A 20,410-nucleotide genomic window follows, 5' to 3' on the forward strand; every position below is an offset into this window, starting at 1 on the left:
TACGATCGCGGGATGTCGTTCATGTTCGCCGCACCGGAGGCGCTGGCCGCCGCAGCTTCGGACATTGCCGGCATCGGTTCGAACATCGGTGCCGCCAATGCCGCGGCTTCGCTCCCAACAACGGGAGTCCTGGCATCGGCCGCCGATGCGGTTTCGACGCAGGTCGCCGCCCTGTTGTCCGCACATGGCCAGGGCTACCAGCAAATCAGCGCGCAGCTGTCTGCATTTCATGACCAGTTTGTGGCGGCCTTGAACGCGGGAGCGAACTCGTATGCATCCGCCGAGAGCGGTGCCGCGAACACCTTGGCGAGCGCGATGAAGTCCCCCGCCGCGCAGCTGCTCGGCCAGCTCCCGCTGAGCCAGAACGGCATCGTGGCCAGTGCCGCGAACGCCGTCGCACGGGTTCAGAGTGCCGTCGCCGGTGCCCTTGGGCCCAGCCCGCTGGCGCTCATGCCCACCGGGGGGATCGGCGCCCTGGCGGCCTCGAGCGGGTTGCTGCCGCCCTTGGGTGGAGCGACAGCCAGCGCGGCGGCGGCACCGGCGGCTGTCATCCCGGTGTCCTGGGCCACCGCCATCGAGAATTTCTACCTGGCTGCCGAGCCGTGGGTCCAGTATGGCTTCACCCTCGCCACCTGGGCCGCTGGTTGGCTGCCCTACATCGGATTGCTGGCACCCCAGATCATGATCTTCTACGACCTGTTCGAGCCGATGGTGCAAAGCGGCCTGTTCAACACGCTCGACTGGCTGAGCGGGCAAATCACCTTCAGTCAGGGGCTAAGCAACTTCTGGTCGGCCACCACGGCTTCGGTCAACAACTTCATCTATAACGAGTACTACTGGATCCGCGGCTTCTTCCCGCCACCCCCGCCGTTTGGTTCGGTGGTCTAACTCCTCAGTCGTGGACTCTGCGCCGCCACAGCACCCACGCAGGCGGCCCCACCCCCAGCAGGATGAGGATCAGAGCTCCGTATGCCATCAGGCCCTGGCCGCCCAGGATCATGTCGTCACCGGGACCGCCCAGGCTCATCGCCGCCACGGTGAGTAGCCACATCCATAACGGCAACGCGGCCACCCGCGGCGACCTCGTCCACCGCCCGGCGGCCCATACCAGGACGGCATTGACCAATCCACTGATCAAAGCGCTGACCGGAAAGGGCATTGAGCCAATATAGAAAGGCATTAGCAGCGCACCGGCCAGTGCAGACAAAACTCCGTCGACTGCCAATATCGCCAGGATGACGAACCGAATTGCGGGATCCGTCGCGCCGGCCTCTGCACTCGACGGCGCGCACGGTTTGGTTGCGGTCAGGTCGGGACGCTGTCGATCTGGGAGAGTATCGAGCCGAGAACCCACTGCAGGCTATCCAGTCGGTCTTGCCAATGCTGCAGGTTGGGGTCCAGGTCGGGGTCCATACCGACAGCCTAAGCGCCAGAGTCAGCGAAACCCAGACCGGCGAGCAGATCTGTTTCCCAGCCACGTTCATCGCGATCGCCCGCAGAGCCGGCGACAAGAACGTAGTGCTCCTGCGCCAGGATGGGCAGTGCCAGATTGTTCGACAGGGCGCAAGCCCTACCGGTCGGTCCCACGACGACCTGGGTGGCATGCGCGGTGAGTGCGGCGACCTTGGCGGCGTGTGCGTTCGCGTCGGTCTCGACGACGGCGTCGATGTCTTCGTCGGGGTACGCGAAGGCGATCTCTTCTGACGGCAGCATCCACTCGGGTCGCAGATCTTCAGGCTCCAGCGCGCGCACCCCCGAGACGATTGCGTTCGCCGCTAAGACCGTCCAGTAGAACTTCGGCACAGTCCACGGCTCGCCGGGGTGGTCGTTGGTCCCGGCTCGAGAACCGGCCCGAGCCACCGCGGCCGTGGTGACGGTGTGGGTGTGCACGTGGTCGGGATGGCCGTAGCCGCCGTTGGGGTCGTAGGTCACGACGACATGTGGCCGCAGCTCGCGAATGATCGCGACCAGCGCCCCCACGGCTTCCCGTTCATCGGCGTCGACGAATCTGCGCCGGCCGCGCCGCTCGGTGCCCGCCATGCCGGAGTCGCGCCAACGACCGGCGCCGCCTAAGTAGATCGGCCCGCTGACCCCCAGCTCATGCAGTGCCGCGGTGAGCTCGCCCACGCGGTAGCCGCCGAGTTGATCGGCGTGATCGACCGCGAGCTGGGCCCAGCGGTCACCGATGACCTCACCTTCCTCGCCCAGCGTGCATGTGACGACGTGGACCTGTGCGCCGCGAGCGGTGTAGTGGGCGATGGTGGCGCCATTGCTGAGGCTCTCGTCGTCGGGGTGGGCATGCACGAACAGCAGCCGCGGCGTGTCAGGCATGGACGCACCCTACCCGCCGCCCAGACCGCGCCGGAGAGCTCCGTTCGCCACAAATTAGAAACGCGACTGACTACTATTGAGCGATGGTCCAGCTCACCCAATCCATATCGAATGCCAGCCGGAGTCGCCGCCGAGGCGAGGTGCTCGAACGTGCGCTCTACGCGGCGACCTTGGCCGAATTGGCGTCGGTCGGGTATGGCGGTCTGACCATGGAAGGGATCGCCGCGCGCGCCCAAACCGGCAAAGCCGCGTTGTACCGGCGCTGGGCTAGCAAGCACGACCTGGTGCAGGCCGCGCTACATCATGCGGTGCCGCAGCTGCCCGAACCGCGCCCCAACCGGTCGGCCCGAGAGAACCTACTGGCCGTGTTCACCGCACATCGTGATGTACTGGCCGGCAAGACCAACTTCCCTGGCCTGGACATCGTCAGCCAGCTATTGCACGAGCCCGAGCTGCGTGCCATCTTCGCCGACGCAGTGGTGGGCCCACGTTTGAAGATCGTCGAGTCGATCCTGCAAACCGCCGTCCGTGAGGGCGACATCGACCCGGCTAACCTGACGTCGCTGTCGGCGCGAATCGGACCCGCGTTGATCAACCAGCACTTCATGCTCACCGGGTCACCACCGAGCCGCCGGGAACTGGAGCTGATCGTCGACACCGTGATCCCGCCGAAAACTCGTGCCGCACAAGTCAATTGAGCGGTGCTTAGGTGGTGGTCTCCCCGCCGCCCTCGCCGCCGCCGGGGCCTTCGCCCGGGCCCTCCGGAACCTCGGGCGGGCCGCCGGGGACGTCGGTTGAACCACCACCCATGGCGAGGCCGACCAGCTGAGCGTCGAGCATCAATTTCTGTTGCACGGCACCCAGAACACCGCCGATCTCTCCGCTGCTGAAGACCTGCCCTTCCTCGCCGGCGATAAGGCTGACGGTGAATTCCTCCGGCGTCGGCGCACCCAAGACGACGTTGACGAATTGCTGTCCGGTACCAATGACCAGGTTGCCGAGGTTGAAGCCGCGGTTGAGTACGCCGTTGAGGGCGGTATTGGTCCCGAAGACGCCCTGCTGCAATGCCATCTCGTTGGCGACCAAAGCTTGGTTGAAGGCGAGCTCGTTGCTGACCAGGTTGGCATTGAAGCTGACCAGACCCTGCGCTACCTGCTCCATGAAACCGGCGGGCGCACCCAGCATCGCCTGCACGGGCGCATTGACACCCAACGCCACCAGCACCGGCGACGCCGCGCCGCCGGCCAGTTCGAGCAGGTTGGCGTTGAGCATGAAGGTATGCGCGATCGCGCCCGCAAAGCCGCCGAGCTGAGTACCGCCCTCGGCGGAACCACCGACGGACAAGCTGGCGTTGAAGTTAGCCGGGACTTGCGCACCCAACACGACGTTCGCGAATTGCTCACCGGTACCGATTAACGAGTTTGCGATGCCAAAACCGTTGTTGATCGCCCCATTAAGGGCGTTATCGGTGCCAAAAACGGCCCGCTGCCACGCCATCTCGTTGGCGACCAACGACTGATTGAAGGCCAGCTCGGCATCGACCAGATTGGCATTAAAGCCAATCTCGGCTTGCTCGATTTGCTGCAAGATACCGCTCGAGGAGCCCGTCAGGACCGCCTGAATGGGCCCCGGAACCAGGCTCTGGAACAAAACCGAGAGCCCGGGAATTCCGCCGCGGAAGCTGGTCTGCAAGGCAGCGCCGAACTCCGGCAGCCCACCGCTCAAACTGCCCGCTAGCGTCCCGCCGGTCTGCGCCAGCTGCGTCAGCGCCGCACCGAACGGGGCGGGCAGGACAGACAGCCCTCCGCTGAAGCTGCCCGAAAGGCCGAAAAAGGCCTGTTCGCCGCTCGCCAGAATCGACTGCACATTCGCGGCCTCCGAACCCGCATACGCAGCCGCGGTGGCGTTCAGCGCCCGCACGAACTCGTCATGAAACACTGCCAGCCGCGCGCTGACCTCTTGATATGCCTGCCCGTGAGACCCGAACAGTGCCGCGATGGCCGCCGACACTTCGTCGAGACCCGCTGGCATCATGCTGATCGTCGCCGACGCCGCCGCGGTGCTGGCCGCGTCTACCGTCGAACCGATACTTACCAAATCCGTTGCCGCCGTTGCCAAAATTTGCGGCTCTGCAAACAAAAAGGACACCCCAGGCCTCCCCACAACACCAGCTGCGAATCAGTTGCTGGCATCCCGGCCCGACCGGGTGCACCCCCAAGGCGGAGCGTATCGCGATTCGTCGCCAGCCTCAGCGGTTTCGCCACGATCCGTCGGTAACGATTCGTCGCCTGGAGAACTGGCCGGTCCCTTATGCGGCAAGCAACTCCAACCTTATGACCCGGTCTTGACCCATTGGCCGGCGTCGCCGACGATACCGACCGGCACCGCTCCGGACAGGCTGACATTCTGTACGCTCGGGCCCGCCGCAACGATCGTGGTGTCCTGCAGGATCGGTAGCACCGTCGACATGTTCCACAGCCGCGGCTCGACGGCGGTGATCACGTCATTGATGTTCTTGCTGCCGTTGAGGGCGGCGTCGATATTGGACTGGATGCTGCGATCACAGATCCCGGTGAGGTTGGACGGCGCTTGCACGAGCGCGCCGGGCTCGGGTGGCCGGCTGGGTTGGGTTGGGGTGGGAGCGGGTGTGGGCGTTGATGTCGAGGGCAACGCCGAGCCGGCCGGGGTGGTCGTCGGCGTACCGGTGGTCGGCACCGTTGTCGCCTGCAACGCGGGGCAGCCGTACCGAGACGCCAGCGATGTCGCCAGGTTTCCGCCGGCCTGGTGCCAGCCCACCAGGGCGTCCACGCGGTGGTCGTTCAACGCGTCGCGATACAACGTCACCGGATCCAACGCCAGCACGCTCGCCGCGATCCCCACATTGCGTAATTGGTCGGCGGCGGTGTTGGCGACGGCCACCGAGGTCGGGTCGTTGGCGGCGACCCCTATCACCAGCGACAGCTGCTTGCCGTCCTTGCTGATCCGGCCGCGGATGACCTCGGTCGGCCCCGTGCTCAGCGGCGTGGTCGTCGAATCGGGCTCCGGCGGCGCCGGCGAAGCCGACGCGTTGCTCTCGATTTGGTAGCCAGCCGCCGCAAGCAGGCCCAGCGCCGCCGGGGTACCGATGGCCGGCGGCGCCGTCGGCACGTACCCGGGGTCGCTCGGCGAACGAATCTGCGCCTGGTCCAAGGTGACGGTATTGTCGCTGCCGGCGCCCACGGCAGCGAGCAGATCAACGTCGAGCAATCCCAAGATCGCCTTGCGGACCTGCGCGTCGGCCAGTTTTGGCTCGTTTGCCCGCAGCGTGAGCTGCATGACCCGCGGTGTCACGATTCGCGCGGTCCGAACGTCGGGTATCGCCGACAACTGGGCGAAAGCCGCCGAGCCGCCATGCACCTGGGCCACCTGGGTATCACCATTGCGCACGGAATCGGCCAGCGCGGCAGGCGCCCCGGCGCGGCGGAATTGGATGAGGCCCGGTTTGGCGGGCGGCCCCCAGTAGCGGTCATTGCGGGCGATCAGGATCTCGTCACGCTGCGGGTCAATGGTCTCCACCCGGAACTGACCACCGGTGACCGGCAACGCCCGGGCCAGCCCGGCCGCGAAACCGCCCGGCGCGTCCTTGACGATGTGGGCCGGCAGGATGTTGCTGAACAACTCCCGCCAAGCCGGATACGGCTGCGAGAAGGTGACGACCGCCTGCTTACCGCCCTCAAGCGACTGGACGGAGGTGATCAGGTCATAGCCGGCCGGATCAACCACCCCCGGCTGACTGACCATCTGCCGCCACAGGTACCAGAAGTCGTCGGCGGCGATCGGTGCGTTGTCGGTCCACTGCGCCTCGGGCCGGATCTTGTACGTGACGGTGAACGGGTTTTCGCTCGTTACGTCCGCGGACACCAGCAGGGTAGGGTCCATCTCCCAGCGCGAACCCGTCGGCAAATTCGGATCGGGCACCGGCCGAAACGCGCTGGGCAGTACCAGCGCGCTGATTGCCGCGTTCACCGGCGATAGATCGGAAAGCAGGTGCGGGTTGAACCCCGCGCCGATCGAATCGATCCCCATGATGATCTGGGTAGGGTGCGGCGGTGGTGGCGGTGTGGTGTGCGGCGTATCGGTGCTTTGCGGGGCGGGCGGCGGGCTGACGGTGCACGCGGACACCACCACCCCGACCAGCGAGACCAGCACCCCGAGGGTCAGGGCGACACGGCGGATCGGTCTCAGCACGCCCATCAGGCTATCGAGGAGCCCCGCGAGCGTAACGGGGCTGCGAAATTCCTGGCCGGAATTCGCAATGACGTTACGCTCGCGGGCCGATGCCGACACCGATCTATCCCCGGGCCTTCGCGCGCGCCCGGCTGCGGGCCCTGGAGGTGGCGTCCAGCTCCACCTTGCGCACCCGCACGATCTCCGGAGTCACCTCAACGCATTCGTCGGGGGCGCAGAACTCCATTGCCCGCTCCAGGTCGAGCTCGAGCGGCTTGGCCAGGGTCTCGATCACGTCGGCGGTCGACGACCGCATATTGGTCAGCTTCTTCTCGCGGGTGACGTTGATGTCGAGATCCTCCGGACGCGGGTTGATCCCGACCACCATGCCCTCGTAGGTGTCCTGTCCGGGTTCGACGAAGAACTGGCCGCGATCGGCGAGTTGAAGCAGCGCGAACGGTGTGATGGTGCCTGAGCGGTCCGATACCAGCGACCCGGTGTGCCGGGCCCGGATCTCCCCCGCCCAGGGCCGGTAGCCGTCGAACACGGCGTTGGCGATGCCGGTGCCGCGGGTCAGCGTGAGGAAGTCGGTGCGAAAGCCGATCAGGCCGCGGCTGGGGACGATGAAGTCCATCCGGACCCAGCCGGCGGCATGGTTGGTCATCTCTTCCATGCGGCCCTTGCGGCCGGCCATCAATTGGGTGATGGCCCCGACGAATTCCTCGGGGCAGTCGATCGTCATCGCCTCGAACGGCTCGTGCAGCTGGCCGTCGATGGTCTTGGTGACCACCTGCGGCTTGCCGACCGTGAGCTCGAACCCTTCCCGGCGCATCGTCTCGACCAGCACCGCCAGCGCCAGCTCGCCACGGCCCTGCACCTCCCAGGCGTCGGGCCGGCCGACGTCGACGACCCGGATCGAGACGTTGCCGACCAACTCGGCGTCCAGGCGGCTGCGGACCATGCGGGCGGTCAGCTTGTGCCCCGACACCTTGCCCGCCAGCGGCGAGGTGTTGGTGCCGATCGTCACCGAGATGGCCGGCTCGTCGACGGTGATGCGCGGCAGCGCGTGGGCATGGTCGGGATCGGCCAGGGTGTCGCCGATCATGATCTCGGGTATGCCGGCGACCGCCACGATATCCCCAGCCGCCGCGACCTCCGTGGCGCTACGCTCGACGCCCTCGGTTGCGAGCAACTCGGTGATCTTGGCGCTGGTGATCACGGGCACCCCGTCCACCTCGCGCATCCACGCCACCTGCTGGCCCTTGCGCAGCTTGCCGTTGTAGATGCGGACCAGGGCGAGCCGGCCCAGGAAGGCCGAGGCATCCAGGTTGGTGACGAGGGCTTGCAGCGGCGCCTCCGGGTCGCCTTTGGGCGGCGGTACGTGCTCTTCGAGAACCTCGAACAGCGGGTCCAGGTTGGTGCCGTCCGGAACCTCACCGTCGGCGGGCTGGGTGGTGCTCGCGATGCCGGCGCGCCCGGAGGCATACAGCGTCGGCAGGCCCAGCGCATGCTCTGCCGCTTTGGCGGCTTCGTCGTCGAGGTCGGAGGCGACGTCGAGCAATAGGTCGTGGCTGGCGTCGACGACTTCGGCGATGCGCGCGTCGGGCCGGTCCGTCTTGTTGACGACGAGGATCACCGGCAGATGGGCGGTCAGCGCTTTGCGCAGCACGAACCTGGTTTGCGGCAGGGGTCCCTCGGACGCGTCGACCAGCAGCAGTACGCCGTCCACCATGGACAGGCCGCGCTCCACCTCGCCACCGAAATCCGCATGACCGGGGGTGTCGATGACGTTAATGACCGTCACGTTGCCGTCGGGGTCGTGGCGGTGCACGGCGGTGTTCTTGGCCAGGATGGTGATGCCTTTTTCGCGTTCCAGGTCGCCGCTGTCCATGACGCGTTCCTGCACTTCACCGCGTTCGTGCAGGGCACCGGACTGCCGCAGCATCGCGTCGACCAGGGTGGTCTTGCCGTGGTCGACGTGGGCGACGATGGCGACATTGCGGAATGGCACGTCGGTGATTGTGGCAGCGGAGGCCCATCAATAGCGAACCGAGCAGCTCAGTCGAGTGTGAATCTCGGGCGCGGCTACCAACCACGCCGGCGTGGCGCTGAACCGACCAACTGATCCTTGTCGGCCACCCCGCGGCTGCGGTAGACGATGTAGGGCCGAAACAGGTAGGCGATCGGCGCGCTGAACACGTGTACCAGTCGGGTGAACGGCCACAGCGCGAACAACATCAGCGCGATGAACACGTGTATCTGGTAGTACAGCGCGGCGTGGGCCATCAGATCCCCCCGCGGATCGAGCACCCAGATCGACCGGAACCACACCGAAACCTTCTGCCGGTAGTCGTGCAGCTCGCCGAAGTGGGTGGCGCCCAGGAGGGTACAGCTCATGCCCGCCACCAACGCGCACACCAACACCAGATACATCACCACGTCACTGCGGGTGGTGGCAATTGCGACGGCGCCGCGAGTGCGCCGCCGGTAGATCAACAGCCCAATGCCGAGGATGGTGGCCGCCCCGGCAGGGATGCCGAGCATCAGCGCCTGCAGGTGGTACAGGTGATCGCTCATCCCGATCGCGCGGGTCCATGGCTCCGGGATGAGCAGGCCCACAACATGTCCCATGATGACCGCCAGGCTGCCGAAATGAAACAGCGGGCTACCGATCGACAGCAACCGGGACTCGTACAGTTGCGACGAGCGGCTGGTCCAGCCGAACTTGTCGTACCGATACCGCCACCAGGTGCCTACGACAACGATCGCCAGCACCACGTACGGCGCGTCGTCCCAAAAGATTTCGAGGAGGTTCATGTCTTCGGCGGGACTCTCAAGGTAAACGGTTGCAGCCCAACGGCTTCCCCAGGCGGACCGGAAGCCGCCAGATGCTGTGCCCGGCGCAGGTCCTGGTCGGTGGCCGCCGGCAACGTCTGGCAGACCGCCGTCACGGTGTGCTCGTACGGGGAGTTGGCGTCGGCCAGCGCGCTACGCAACACGTCGATCGGCACCCGGTGCTCGGTGAGCAACCGGCGGCCGGCGCCGGGTGCGACGGTTGCGGCGAATTCGAGCACGACGGGCAAGTAATCCGGCGCCTCTTGGTGTGGCGGCTCGACACCAGCGTCGCGGTATGCGGTGGCGAAGGTCAGCATTTCCCGGCCGCGGTTGCGGGTGTCGCCGGCGGTCCAGTACGTCAGGTACATGGTGGCACGCCGGCGCATGTCGAAGGTCTCGACGTAGTGCGCCGCGGCGGCCATAGGCTCGCGAGCACGCAGCGCCGCCGCCGTCTGGGCCAGCAGCCCCGCCGCCGGCCCACTGACGTGGCTCAGCAGCTCATCGACGGTGCCAAGTCGTTGCGCCAGGCCGTCATCCGGGTAGGCCAGCAGCAAGGAGGCCGCCTGCCATATCAGTCGGTCCTGCATCGCCCTGACGCGCGACGCCAGCTTCATCGATTTACCCGCTCCGGGAATAGGTCCGCGGGCTTATCTCTGCCGTCCCAGTTCAGCAGGTTTGTCTGCCGCTGCCGCTGCGCATGGAAGGTTTCGACCGCGACCGGCACCGGCCCAGGTTCGTACATGCCCGGTCCACCGTCGAACGACAACGAACAGCCCATGTCGTCGGCCATCTCCGCGCCGGGTACATCCGCGGCGTAGGCCGTCGGAATGACGTAGCGTTCTTCGTATTTCGCGATCGCCAACAGCCGGTACATCTCGTAGATCTGTTCCTCGGTCATCCCAACGGCCTGCGGGATGTCCGGCTGGGTATCCCGGCCCAGGTTGATATCGCGCATATAGGACCGCATCGCCGCCAACCTGCGCAGCACTGCTGCGACCACCTCCGTGTCGCCCGCCGTGAACAGCTCGGCCAGGTACTGGATCGGAATTCGCAGCGCCTCCAGCGCGCCGAACAGGTTGCCCAGGTCCTCGCCGTCGTGCCCGTCGTGGCTGACCGCCTCGACCACCGGTGACAGCGGCGGGATGTACCAAACCATCGGCATGGTCCGGTATTCCGGGTGCAGCGGCAGCGCAACCTTATAGGTGTTTATCAGTGCGTACACCGGCGAGCGTTGCGCGGCTTCGATCCACTCCTGGGAAATACCCTGCCGGCGGGCCCCGGCGATAACCTCGGGATCATTGGGGTCCAACAGAATTCGGCGCTGTGCCTCGTACAGGTCGGTATCGTTCTCCACCGACGCCGCCTCGAGCACGCGGTCGACGTCGTACAGAACCAAGCCAAGGTAACGCAGCCGGCCCACACAGGTTTCCGAGCACACCGTCGGCAACCCCACCTCGACGCGCGGATAGCACAGCGTGCACTTTTCGGCCTTACCGGTCTTGTGGTTGAAATACACCTTCTTGTACGGACATCCGGACACGCACATCCGCCAGCCGCGGCAGCGGTCCTGGTCGACCAGCACGATGCCGTCCTCGGCGCGCTTGTACATCGCCCCCGACGGGCACGAGGCCACGCACGACGGGTTGAGGCAGTGCTCGCAAATGCGCGGCAAATAGAACATGAAGGTCTCTTCGAGCTTGAGCTTCACTTGCTCGCTGACCTTACGCAGGATCGGGTCGCTGGGCACGATTTCCGTTGAGCCGCCGAGGTTGTCGTCCCAATTCGAGCCCCACGACAACTTCATCGGCTCGCCGGTGATCTGGCTGCGCGGCGCGGCCGTCGGGAAGGTGTCGCCGGCCGGCGCCTGGGTCAGGTTCTCGTAGTCGTAGGTCCACGGCTCGTAGTAGTCGCCGAGGTTTGGCAGCTTGGGGTTGGCGAAGATGCGCAGCAGCTTCGCGAAGCGTCCACCGTCGCGTAGCCGGAGCCGGCCCTTGGCATCCCGCATCCATCCCCCGCGCCACCGACCCTGGTCCTCGTAGGTACGCGGATAGCCCACACCGGGCCGGGTTTCGACGTTGTTGAACCACACATACTCGGTTCCGGGGCGATTGGTCCACGCCTGCTTGCAGGTCACCGAGCAGGTATGGCAGCCAATGCATTTGTCGAGGTTCATCACCATCGCCAGCTGCGCCATGACCTTCACTTAGTAGGTCACCTCCTGGCTGCGGCGGCGCACCACGGTCACCTCGTCGCGCTGATTGCCCGTGGGACCCAGGTAGTTGAACGCGAACGCGTGCTGGCCGTAGCCACCGGCGAGGTGGCTGGGCTTGATGCGCACGCGGGTGAGCGCGTTGTGGTTGCCGCCGCGCTTGCCGTTGCTCTCGGTGCGCGGCGTGTCCACGGTGCGTTCCTGTACGTGGTAGACGTACACCACACCGTCGGGCATGCGGTGCGACACGATCGCCCGGCACACGTAAATGCCATTGGCGTTGACCGCCTCGACCCAATCATTGTCGCGGACTTTGATTTTCGCCGCGTCACCCGGGCTCATCCACATCGTGGGGCCACCACGGGACAACGACAGCATGTAAAGGTTGTCCTGGTAGGTGGAGTGAAACGACCACTTCGAATGCGGCGTCAAATACCGCACGGTAAGCCCGATTCCATCCTCGGTTGGGCCAAGCTGAGGTGCGTCGAACAGCCGCGCCATGTCCAGCGGCGGCCGGTAGACCGGCAGTTGTTCGCCGAGTTCCTCGATCCAGTCGTGGGCGAGGTAGAAGTGCATCCGCCCGGTCAGGGTGTGAAACGGCTTGAGGTGCTCGATATTGATCGTGAACGGGGCATAACGGCGGCCCCCGGTCTCGCTGCCCGACCATTCCGGGCTGGTGATCACCGGAACCGGACGTGCCTGGGTGTCGGCGTAGGTGATGCGGCGCTCCTCGCTGCCCTCGGCCAGATGAGCCAGCCGCTGCCCGGTGCGCTTCTCCAACTCGAGGAACCCCTCGACGGCGAGGCGCCCGTTGCATGTTCCCGACAGAGCAAGGATCGTGTCGGCCATCCGTCGGGCCGTGGTGATCGCCGGACGTCCCTCGGCCACACCGGAGTCCATCACGCCGAATTTGGCGGCCAGTTCACTGATCTCGCGGAACGGGTGGACGGTGTAGCCCTTGACGGTCATGCCGAACTTGTCGACGAGCGGTCCCAGGGTCACCCACTTGTCGTAGGTCGAGGCGTAGTCGCGCTCCACGACGGTGAGCTTGCCCATTGTCCGTCCGGGCACCGGGGTTTCGCCTGTCGCGAGCCAATCGCGTTCGGTGCCATCGGGATACGCCATCTCATCCGGCGTGTCGTGCTGCAGTGCGGTCAGCACGACATCGGTGCGGGTACCCAGGTGACACTTGGCCAGCGCGCTGAACGCCCGCGCGATCGCGGCGAATGCGTCAAAATCCGAACGGGTTTCCCACGGCGGGTCGATTGCCGGACTGAACGCGTGCACGTAGGGGTGCATGTCGGTGCTGGACAGATCCGCCTTTTCGTACCAAGTCGCGGCGGGCAGCACTACGTCGGACACCAGCGTCGTCGACGTCATCCGGAAGTCGATCGACATCATCAGGTCGAGCTTGCCCTCCGGAATCTCGCTGGCCGCTTCGGACTGGATGTTGGAGTCGGTGCCCAGGAGGTGTCGCAGAAAGTATTCACCGCCCTTGCCCGACGAGCCGATCAGGTTAGATCGCCAGACCGTAAGCACCCGAGGCCAGTTGACCGGATCGTCGGGATCGGTGACCGACAGCTTCAGCTTGCGCTGGGCGAGTTGTTCGGTGACGTAATCGGTGACGCTTCGGCCGGCGGCGCGTGCCTCGTCGGCGACGTCGAGGCTGGACCGATCGAACTGGGGATAGAACGGGCTCCAGCCCATCGCCGTCGCCGAGGTCATCAGGTCCATCGTGTGCTTTCCGGCGAACCTGCCGCGGCCCACCGGGCTGGTCAGCTTGTCCGCGCCGGAGGCGTCGTAGCGCCACTGGTCGGTGTGCGCATACCAGTACGACGCGCCGGGCACCTGTCGCGGCGGGCGAACCCAGTCGCTGGCGTTGGCCATCGTCTGCCACCCGGTCAACGGGCGCACTTTTTCCTGACCGACGTAATGCGCCCATCCCCCGCCGTTGCGTCCCATCGATCCGGTCAACATCAGCAGCGCCAACACCGAGCGGTAGATGACGTCACCGTGGAACCAGTGGCAGATGCCACCGCCCATGATGACCATGGATCGGCCGCCGGATTCCGCTGCGTTGCGGGCGAATTCCTTCGCGATGCGGATGGCCTGCACCGCCGGCACCCCGGTGATCGGCTGCTGCCAGGCCGGGGTGTTCTGCTGGGTGGGGTCGTCGTAGCCGGTGGGCCACTCGCCGGGCAACCCATCGCGCCGTACGCCATAGTGGGCCAGCATCAAGTCGAACACCGTACACACCAGATGCGCGCCGACCCGGCGCACCGGCACCCCGCGTGACACCGTCTCACCATGGCCGTCGACGGTGTCAAAGCTGGGCAGTTCAACGAGTTCCGCGCCACCGTCACCAGTAGCGCTGAGTGCCGGTATTACCGCACCTAAGTCCAGGTTCCACTTTCCGACGCCGTCCTCGCCGAAGCGGAATCCCAAGGAGCCCTGAGGCACCACGACAGTATCGGTCAGCTGGTCCAGCAGCACCGGCTTGAATGCGGCGTTCTCGACCTCCTCACCAATATCGGCTGCCGTCAAGAACTTTCCGGGTACCAGCCTGCCGGCGCGCACTTCCAGCTTGATCAGGAACGGCAGGTCGGTGTAGCGGCGCGCATAGTCGACGAAGAACGGAACCTGCTTGCGCACATAGCATTCCATCAGAATCACGTGACCCATGGCCATGGCCAGCGCGGCGTCGGTGCCGGCGGCGCAGCGCATCCACTCGTCGGCGAACTTGGTGTTGTCGGCGTAATCTGGGCTGACGACCACGACTTTGGCGCCGCGGTAACGGGCCTCGGCCATCCAGTGTGCGTCCGGGGTCCGGGTGATCGGCACGTTAGAGCCCCACATCACCAAATACGAAGCGTCCCACCAATCTCCGGATTCGGGGACATCGGTCTGATCGCCGAACACCTGCGGCGAGGCCACCGGCAGGTCGGCGTACCAGTCGTAGAAAGACGTCATCACGCCGCCGATCAGCTCGATGAACCGCGACCCGGCAGCATGGCTGACCATGGACATCGCCGGGATCGGCGTGAAGCCGGCGACTCGGTCCGGCCCGTAGGTCTTGATGGTGTGCACGTGAGCCGCGGCGATCATCTCGGTCGCCTCGGCCCAGCTCACTCTTACCAGTCCGCCCTTGCCACGGGCTTGCTGGTATCGGCGACGACGCTGCGGATCGGCCTGGATGTCGGCCCAGGCCAACACCGGGTCACTCAGCCGGGCTTTGGCTTCGCGGAACATCTCGACCAGCACACCGCGGGCATACGGGTAGCGCACCCGGGTGGGCGAGTAGCTGTACCAGGAAAACGACGCGCCACGGGGACAACCGCGTGGCTCGTATTCGGGTCGGTCGGGACCCACCGACGGGTAGTCGGTCTGCTGGGTTTCCCAGGTGATGATCCCGTCTTTGACGTAGATCTTCCACGAGCACGAGCCGGTGCAGTTGACTCCGTGTGTGGAGCGAACCACCTTGTCGTGGCTCCACCGGTCGCGGTAAAAGACGTCACCCTCACGCCCGCCGCACCGGGTTAGCGTGCGCAGATCGTCGGAGAGTTCGCCCGGGGTGAAGAAGCGACCGCTGCGTGCCAGCAATTCCTCGATCGGTCCACCGACACGAGGGAGCGGGCCGACCGTCGTCACGACGCCGCCCGGGAGACCATCGGGATCGGTTCTGGCATGCAAGTCAAGGTCAAGGTTTTGCAATGTTATTTCATTCCAGTTGACGGTGGCTACCTTGACCGGGCCTGTACGTTTGCTGGAAACGGACTGTGTACTCAGAGTTCACGAGTCAGGTCGTCAAGCCAGGCGCGATCGGCCGGCACCCAGTCGACATCGCGCAGTTCGGCCGCCGTAACCCAGCGCAGCGCCCGATGGTCGCGCGCGTGCGGTTCGCCACGAAGCAGCCGCACCCGGTACGCGCGCAGTGTCGCCGTGTCATCCAACCGAACATCGTCGCCGAGGCGGTCGCCCACCATGACGTCGCTGACCTCGAGCCCTAGTTCCTCGGCCAGCTCGCGAGCCAGCGCAGCGCGCTCGGTTTCACCGGCGGCGACCTTTCCGCCGGGAAGTTCCCACCGACCCGCCAATTCCGGCGGCCGACCCCGTTGCGCAACCAGGACCGTCGCGCCGGAGATGATGGCCGCGGCGACGACGATCTGGGTCGGCATGGCCAGTGACGGTATACCGTCGAGTTATGGCTGTGTTAACGGATGAGCAAGTAGACGCCGCACTGCCCGACCTGAACGGCTGGAAACGCGCCGACGGCGCCCTGCGCCGGTCGATCAAGTTTCCGACGTTTCTCGACGGCATTGACGCGGTGCGCCGGGTGGCGGAGCACGCCGAAGTCAAGGATCATCATCCCGATATCGATATCCGTTGGCGGACGGTGACTTTCGCGCTAGTGACGCATTCCGTGGGCGGCATCACCAAGAACGACATCGACATGGCGCGCGATATCAACGGCATCATCGGGAGCTAGCCCGAGGAAATTTGCGGGCGTTTCGCGCCCTGCAGACGCTGCGATGTGTGAGCATGTCGTGCGATGGCGCTATACAGATCGGCCCGAGTCGGCTTCGCGCTGGCGGTGACGCTGGCGATGACGTGCGCGGCCTGCGCACCTTCCGATTCAACCCCTAGCGGCAAACCGTCCTCGGCCGCCGCGCCCACCACGATGTCGCACCCGCCGGCGCAGTACCAGCCGAGCCCCTGCCCGGCAACGCCGCAACCTGTGCCGGAGCTGCGAACGGCACATTGCGCGACCCTGGTCGTTCCCGAAAATCGCAGCAAGCCGGGTGGACGCACGCTACGGTTGGCGGTCGCCGTCATTCCGTCGGAAACCCAGCCGGCGACCGCGGACCCGATCGTCTTTATCACGGGCGGACCGGGTGAGGACGCGATCGTGGATCCGCCGATCGCCGACGGCGTGGGACTCAACCACAGCCGGGATTTGATCCTGCTGTCGCAACGCGGCAATCACTCGTCGCAACCCGCGCTGGCCTGCCCAGAGATCGATCAGCTTTTCGCCCGCCGCGTGGGCCTGGTCTATGACGCGACCGGCACCGGTGACGAGTATGTGCAGGCCGTAAAGACCTGCCACGACCGGCTTGCCGGCGGCGCCGACCTGGCGGCCTTCAACTCCACCGAGAGCGCCTACGACCTGATCGATCTGCGCAATGCGCTGCACATCAATCAGTGGAATATGTTCTCCCACTCCTACGGCACCGACCTGGCATTGATCTACTCGCGGCTGGACGCACCGGGCATCCGGTCCCTGGTCCTCGACGGAGTGGCACCGCCGTCGATCGCGAGTCCAAGTTGGACCTGGGGCAGCGCGCGGGAAGCATTCGACAACATGATGAGCGCGTGCACCGTACAACCGGAATGCCAAGCGCGCTATCCCAACCTTGGCGACACCTTCGTCCGGCTGGTCAACCAACTCGAGGCGCATCCCGCCACCACGACGGTCAACGTCGAGGGAGTCGGCGAGACCAAGGTGGTGATCGACGGAGGCACCCTGCTGAACTGGATGGTCACCCTGGGCACCCACTTCCCGGCCGAACTGCCCGCCGCGATCGACGAACTCGCGCACGGCAATCCGGCGCGGGTCGCCCAGCGCTGGGCGTGGGTCTGGACGACGCCCAGCAGGGTCGGGATGATGGGCTGGGGCTTGACCCTGAGCGTCTGGTGCAGCGAATGGGTGCCGTTCGAGTCCGAAGACGACCAACTCCGGGCCGCCCGACAGGATTTCGCGGCCCTGCCCGATTCGGTGCGCGCCCAAGCGCCGCAACTACCGTTCCTGCGCCAGGCCTGCTCCGCGTGGAATGTACCGAAGGCCGCCGATTGGGTGCGCGGGGTAGCTGACGGCACATTCCCGGCGCTGGTGTTGTCCGGCAGCTATGACGGGCAGACCGGACCGGCATCGGGACAGTATGTGGCCCAGCATCTTCCGCATGCCATCTCGGTAACGGTCCCGGGCGTCGCCCACGGCATATACACCGACCGCTGCGGCGCCGCGATCATCGCGTCGTTCTTCAACGCCCCACAGCAGCCCGACACCAGCTGTATCGGCTCGACGCAGCCACCGCCCTACGCCGTCGCGCCGCCACTGCCGTGACGGTGACCCGACGCGCCCTGTTGGGCGGCGCCATGGCGGGAGCAGCGGCACTCGGCCTGTCGTCGTGCTCGTCGAAATCTTCGGGCCTCGCCGCAGCGTTTGACGAGCTCGACAGCAAGATCACTGCCGGCATGAAGGCGTACGGGATCCCGGGTGCCGCGGTTGGCGTCTGGGCCGGCGGGCAACAATATGTCAAGGGCTACGGAGTCACCAATATCGACCATCCGGTACCTGTCGACGCCGACACTGTGTTCCGGATCGGTTCCACTACAAAGACATTCACCGGTACAGCGATCATGCGACTGGTGGATGAGGGCAAGGTGGACCTGGACGCTCCAGTGCGCCGCTATCTTCCGGAGTTCGCCGTGGCCGACCCCGCGGCCAGCGCCACGGTGACGGTTCGCCAACTGCTCAATCACACCCCGGGCTGGATGGGTGATGACGTGCAGGACTTCGGGCGCGGCGATGACGCGTTGGCCCGCTACGTCGCCTCAATGACTCGGCTACCGCAGCTAAATCCACCAGGAGCCGTATTCGCTTACAACAACGCGGGTTTGGTGGTGGCGGGCCGGATCATTGAGGTCGTCACCGGATCGACCTACGAGTCGGCGATGCAGAACTTGCTGCTCGACCCGCTGCAGCTCGGCCACACCCACTACTTCTCCGATCAGATAATTGGTCTGAATGTCGCGGTCGCCCACAACGTGGTCGACGGCAAACCAGTTGTCGATACCGGCTTTTGGTCCTTTCCGCGTAGCTGCAATCCAACTGGGGCGCTCATTTCCAATGTGCGAGATCAGCTGCGCTACGCCAGGTTTCACCTTGGCGACGGCACCGCAGCCAACGGCGCTCGGCTGTTAAGCCAGCAGGCGCTGACGGCGATGCGCTCAAATCCGGGCGTCGGCGGGACGCTGCAGGTCGAGCTCACCGGAATGGGTGTGACCTGGATGCTGCGGCCATCCGCGGAGAACGTGACCATAGCGCAGCACGGCGGCACCTGGAACGGGCAGCGTTCGGGATTCTTCTTGGTGCCCGATCGCAACTTCGCCATGACCCTGCTCACCAATTCCGAAGGTGGAGCCGCGCTGGCCATTGACCTTTTCGCCGACGACTGGGCGCTGCGGCGCTTCGCTGGGGTCAGCAACCTGCCCGCCACAGCGCAGCACTTCAGCGCCGATGATTTGGCGCCCTACCAGGGGCGATACGTCGCCGAGCTGGTAAACGAATCCGGCGCTATCGAGCAAGCGGTCATCGAATTTCGGCCCGGCAATGGCCAACTTGACGGCACCGTGGGCGATGGCAGTGGCGACCCGCGCAGCCCAATGGGGCTGGCCTTCTACCGGCCTGACTATGGCCTGGACCTCGGACCCGACAACAAACCGGTGGGCACCCGATCTAATTTCGTCCGCGGCCCAGACGGCAACATCGCTTGGTTCCGCAACCACGGGCGCCTCTTCCGGCGTCAATAGCGCGCTCGGCGCGTCGCGGCTATCCAGCCTAGGGTCGCCAACGCCGCCGCCACGTAGACCAGGCCGGCCCAGGCCAGATACCAGGGCCGGCTGATCACCCAGATGGTTGGTTGTGCGAAGCTCAGCAACCACGGCACGCCGACGGCGGTCAGCGCCAACCAGCCCCAGCCGAAGATCCGCGCCCCGAGGCGCTCCCGCAGCGGTCCATGCAGCAGCCAGATCATCAACGGCACCAGCCACACCCAGTGATGGGTCCACGAAATCGGCGACAGCAGCAGGCCGAAGAATTCGACCACCAGCAGCTTGCCGAGATGATCCGACGAGTCGAGCGCCCGCCAGGCCAGGATGGCCAATACCGCGGTCACGGCAACCGCTGCCAGGACCAATGGACCAAAGCCGGCGTCGTGACCGAGGATTCGCGAAATCGCGCCACGCCAGGACTGATTGAACGAGGTGGCAATCGGTCCCACCCGGCGAGCGTCGCCCAGCAGGTCGGTGAAGTAGTAGCGGGCCTGATCCCCAATGACGACGAGCGACACGCCGATGGTGGCAAGGAAGACGACCGCCGAAAACGCGGCGGCGCGCCAGCGTCGAACACCGAGGAAATAAACGCCGGCGATCGCCGGGGTCAACTTGATTCCCGAGGCCACGCCGACCAGCAGACCCGAGAGCCACCATCGCGTGGTGTAGACCGCCCACAGCACCGCCAGCATCAGCAGCACGTTGACCTGCCCGTAGTCGAAGGTGCTGCGCAACGGCTCCAGCCAGATGGCGACCGCGGTCCATAGCATCGCGGCGCGCTGGCCGCCGGGGCCCCCAGTAGCCGAAGCAACGCCCATCAGGCGCTGGCTGAGCCGAACCGAGCCGTACAGCGCGGCCATGGTCGCCACCTGCCACAGAAATGCCACCACGCCGAACGGCATCAGGTGTAGCGGATAAAAGACGACCGCCGCAAACGGCGGATAGGTGAACGGCAGCGGGAAATCCGGCGTCTGGTCGGCATAAACGTAGCTGTACAGCGTGCCCGGACTATCGAGCGCTGCTCCACCACCCAGGTACACGTGCAGGTCGACAAAGTTTGCGCCGTTGGGAGCCAAATAGGTCCAGGCGAATCGCGCGGCGATGCTGAGGACCAACAGCAGCGGCGCCGCGCGTGCCGCCGGGGCGGCTGTAGTGGTGTCTATCTGCCCGACTTTAGCGACCGCCCAAGTGCCGGGTCACCGCAACCGCTCGTCTGAG

Annotated in this window: 16 protein-coding genes; 5 read left to right on the plus strand and 11 right to left on the minus strand. The window is 65.8% G+C overall.

Annotated features, from left to right (window positions below; genetic code table 11):
* Positions 1 to 12 precede the first annotated feature (12 nt).
* The gene (locus AADZ78_RS20570; protein WP_085252873.1) at positions 13 to 888 is read left to right on the plus strand and encodes a PE family protein; all 876 of its coding nucleotides are present in this window, start codon (positions 13 to 15) and stop codon (positions 886 to 888) included.
* Between the two features lie 4 nt (positions 889 to 892).
* Here AADZ78_RS20570 and AADZ78_RS20575 read toward each other — a convergent pair whose 3' ends face one another.
* Positions 893 to 1,354, minus strand: coding sequence for a hypothetical protein (locus tag AADZ78_RS20575; protein WP_085252872.1), 462 nt, complete (start codon positions 1,352 to 1,354; stop codon positions 893 to 895).
* 68 nt (positions 1,355 to 1,422) lie between these two features.
* A complete protein-coding gene (gene mshB / locus AADZ78_RS20580) occupies positions 1,423 to 2,331 on the minus strand; it encodes an N-acetyl-1-D-myo-inositol-2-amino-2-deoxy-alpha-D-glucopyranoside deacetylase (RefSeq protein WP_085252871.1) in 909 nt (302 codons plus the stop codon).
* Between the two features lie 83 nt (positions 2,332 to 2,414).
* On the opposite strand from mshB, the gene AADZ78_RS20585 reads away from it, so the two are divergent.
* A complete protein-coding gene (locus AADZ78_RS20585) occupies positions 2,415 to 3,029 on the plus strand; it encodes a TetR/AcrR family transcriptional regulator (protein ID WP_085252870.1) in 615 nt (204 codons plus the stop codon).
* A gap of 7 nt (positions 3,030 to 3,036) precedes the next feature.
* Here the strand turns inward: AADZ78_RS20585 and AADZ78_RS20590 are convergent, their stop codons facing one another.
* The 8 genes from AADZ78_RS20590 to AADZ78_RS20625 all read right to left on the minus strand — a co-directional run bounded on the left by AADZ78_RS20590 (position 3,037) and on the right by AADZ78_RS20625 (position 15,756).
* On the minus strand, positions 3,037 to 4,479 hold the full coding sequence (locus AADZ78_RS20590) for a PE family protein (RefSeq protein WP_139829018.1): 1,443 nt from the start codon (positions 4,477 to 4,479) through the stop codon (positions 3,037 to 3,039).
* 183 nt (positions 4,480 to 4,662) lie between these two features.
* Positions 4,663 to 6,564, minus strand: a complete 1,902-nt coding sequence (locus AADZ78_RS20595; protein ID WP_085252868.1) for an ABC transporter family substrate-binding protein — start codon at positions 6,562 to 6,564, stop codon at positions 4,663 to 4,665.
* 97 nt (positions 6,565 to 6,661) lie between these two features.
* Positions 6,662 to 8,548 carry a translational GTPase TypA gene (typA, locus tag AADZ78_RS20600; RefSeq protein WP_085252867.1) on the minus strand — a complete coding sequence of 629 codons (1,887 nt, stop codon included), beginning with the start codon at positions 8,546 to 8,548 and terminating at the stop codon, positions 6,662 to 6,664.
* Between the two features lie 74 nt (positions 8,549 to 8,622).
* On the minus strand, positions 8,623 to 9,354 hold the full coding sequence (gene narI / locus AADZ78_RS20605) for a respiratory nitrate reductase subunit gamma (protein ID WP_085252866.1): 732 nt from the start codon (positions 9,352 to 9,354) through the stop codon (positions 8,623 to 8,625).
* Positions 9,351 to 9,986 (minus strand): nitrate reductase molybdenum cofactor assembly chaperone, encoded by a 636-nt coding sequence (gene narJ, locus AADZ78_RS20610; protein WP_085252865.1) that lies wholly within the window; start codon positions 9,984 to 9,986, stop codon positions 9,351 to 9,353. The genes narI and narJ overlap by 4 nt, the downstream gene beginning before the upstream one ends.
* Positions 9,983 to 11,575, minus strand: a complete 1,593-nt coding sequence (gene narH, locus AADZ78_RS20615) for a nitrate reductase subunit beta (protein ID WP_085252864.1) — start codon at positions 11,573 to 11,575, stop codon at positions 9,983 to 9,985. The genes narJ and narH overlap by 4 nt, the downstream gene beginning before the upstream one ends.
* Complete coding sequence (locus AADZ78_RS20620; protein WP_085252863.1) at positions 11,576 to 15,229, minus strand: nitrate reductase subunit alpha; 3,654 nt, start codon at positions 15,227 to 15,229, stop codon at positions 11,576 to 11,578. It abuts the gene before it with no gap.
* A 134-nt stretch (positions 15,230 to 15,363) separates the two neighbouring features.
* Positions 15,364 to 15,756 carry a (deoxy)nucleoside triphosphate pyrophosphohydrolase gene (locus AADZ78_RS20625; RefSeq protein WP_085252862.1) on the minus strand — a complete coding sequence of 131 codons (393 nt, stop codon included), beginning with the start codon at positions 15,754 to 15,756 and terminating at the stop codon, positions 15,364 to 15,366.
* 26 nt (positions 15,757 to 15,782) lie between these two features.
* On the opposite strand from AADZ78_RS20625, the gene AADZ78_RS20630 reads away from it, so the two are divergent.
* From AADZ78_RS20630 to AADZ78_RS20640, 3 genes are all read left to right on the plus strand, one after another.
* Positions 15,783 to 16,067, plus strand: a complete 285-nt coding sequence (locus AADZ78_RS20630) for a 4a-hydroxytetrahydrobiopterin dehydratase (RefSeq protein ID WP_085252861.1) — start codon at positions 15,783 to 15,785, stop codon at positions 16,065 to 16,067.
* A gap of 63 nt (positions 16,068 to 16,130) precedes the next feature.
* The gene (locus AADZ78_RS20635) at positions 16,131 to 17,702 is read left to right on the plus strand and encodes an alpha/beta fold hydrolase (RefSeq protein WP_085252860.1); all 1,572 of its coding nucleotides are present in this window, start codon (positions 16,131 to 16,133) and stop codon (positions 17,700 to 17,702) included.
* Positions 17,703 to 17,734: 32 nt separating this feature from the next.
* On the plus strand, positions 17,735 to 19,171 hold the full coding sequence (locus tag AADZ78_RS20640) for a serine hydrolase domain-containing protein (protein WP_085252884.1): 1,437 nt from the start codon (positions 17,735 to 17,737) through the stop codon (positions 19,169 to 19,171).
* On the opposite strand, the gene AADZ78_RS20645 is transcribed toward AADZ78_RS20640, so the two are convergent.
* Complete coding sequence (locus AADZ78_RS20645) at positions 19,165 to 20,355, minus strand: mannosyltransferase (RefSeq protein ID WP_085252859.1); 1,191 nt, start codon at positions 20,353 to 20,355, stop codon at positions 19,165 to 19,167. The genes AADZ78_RS20640 and AADZ78_RS20645 overlap by 7 nt on opposite strands.
* Positions 20,356 to 20,410 lie beyond the last annotated feature (55 nt).

The organism is Mycobacterium riyadhense (genome assembly GCF_963853645.1).
Classification (GTDB): Bacteria; Actinomycetota; Actinomycetes; order Mycobacteriales; family Mycobacteriaceae; genus Mycobacterium; species Mycobacterium riyadhense.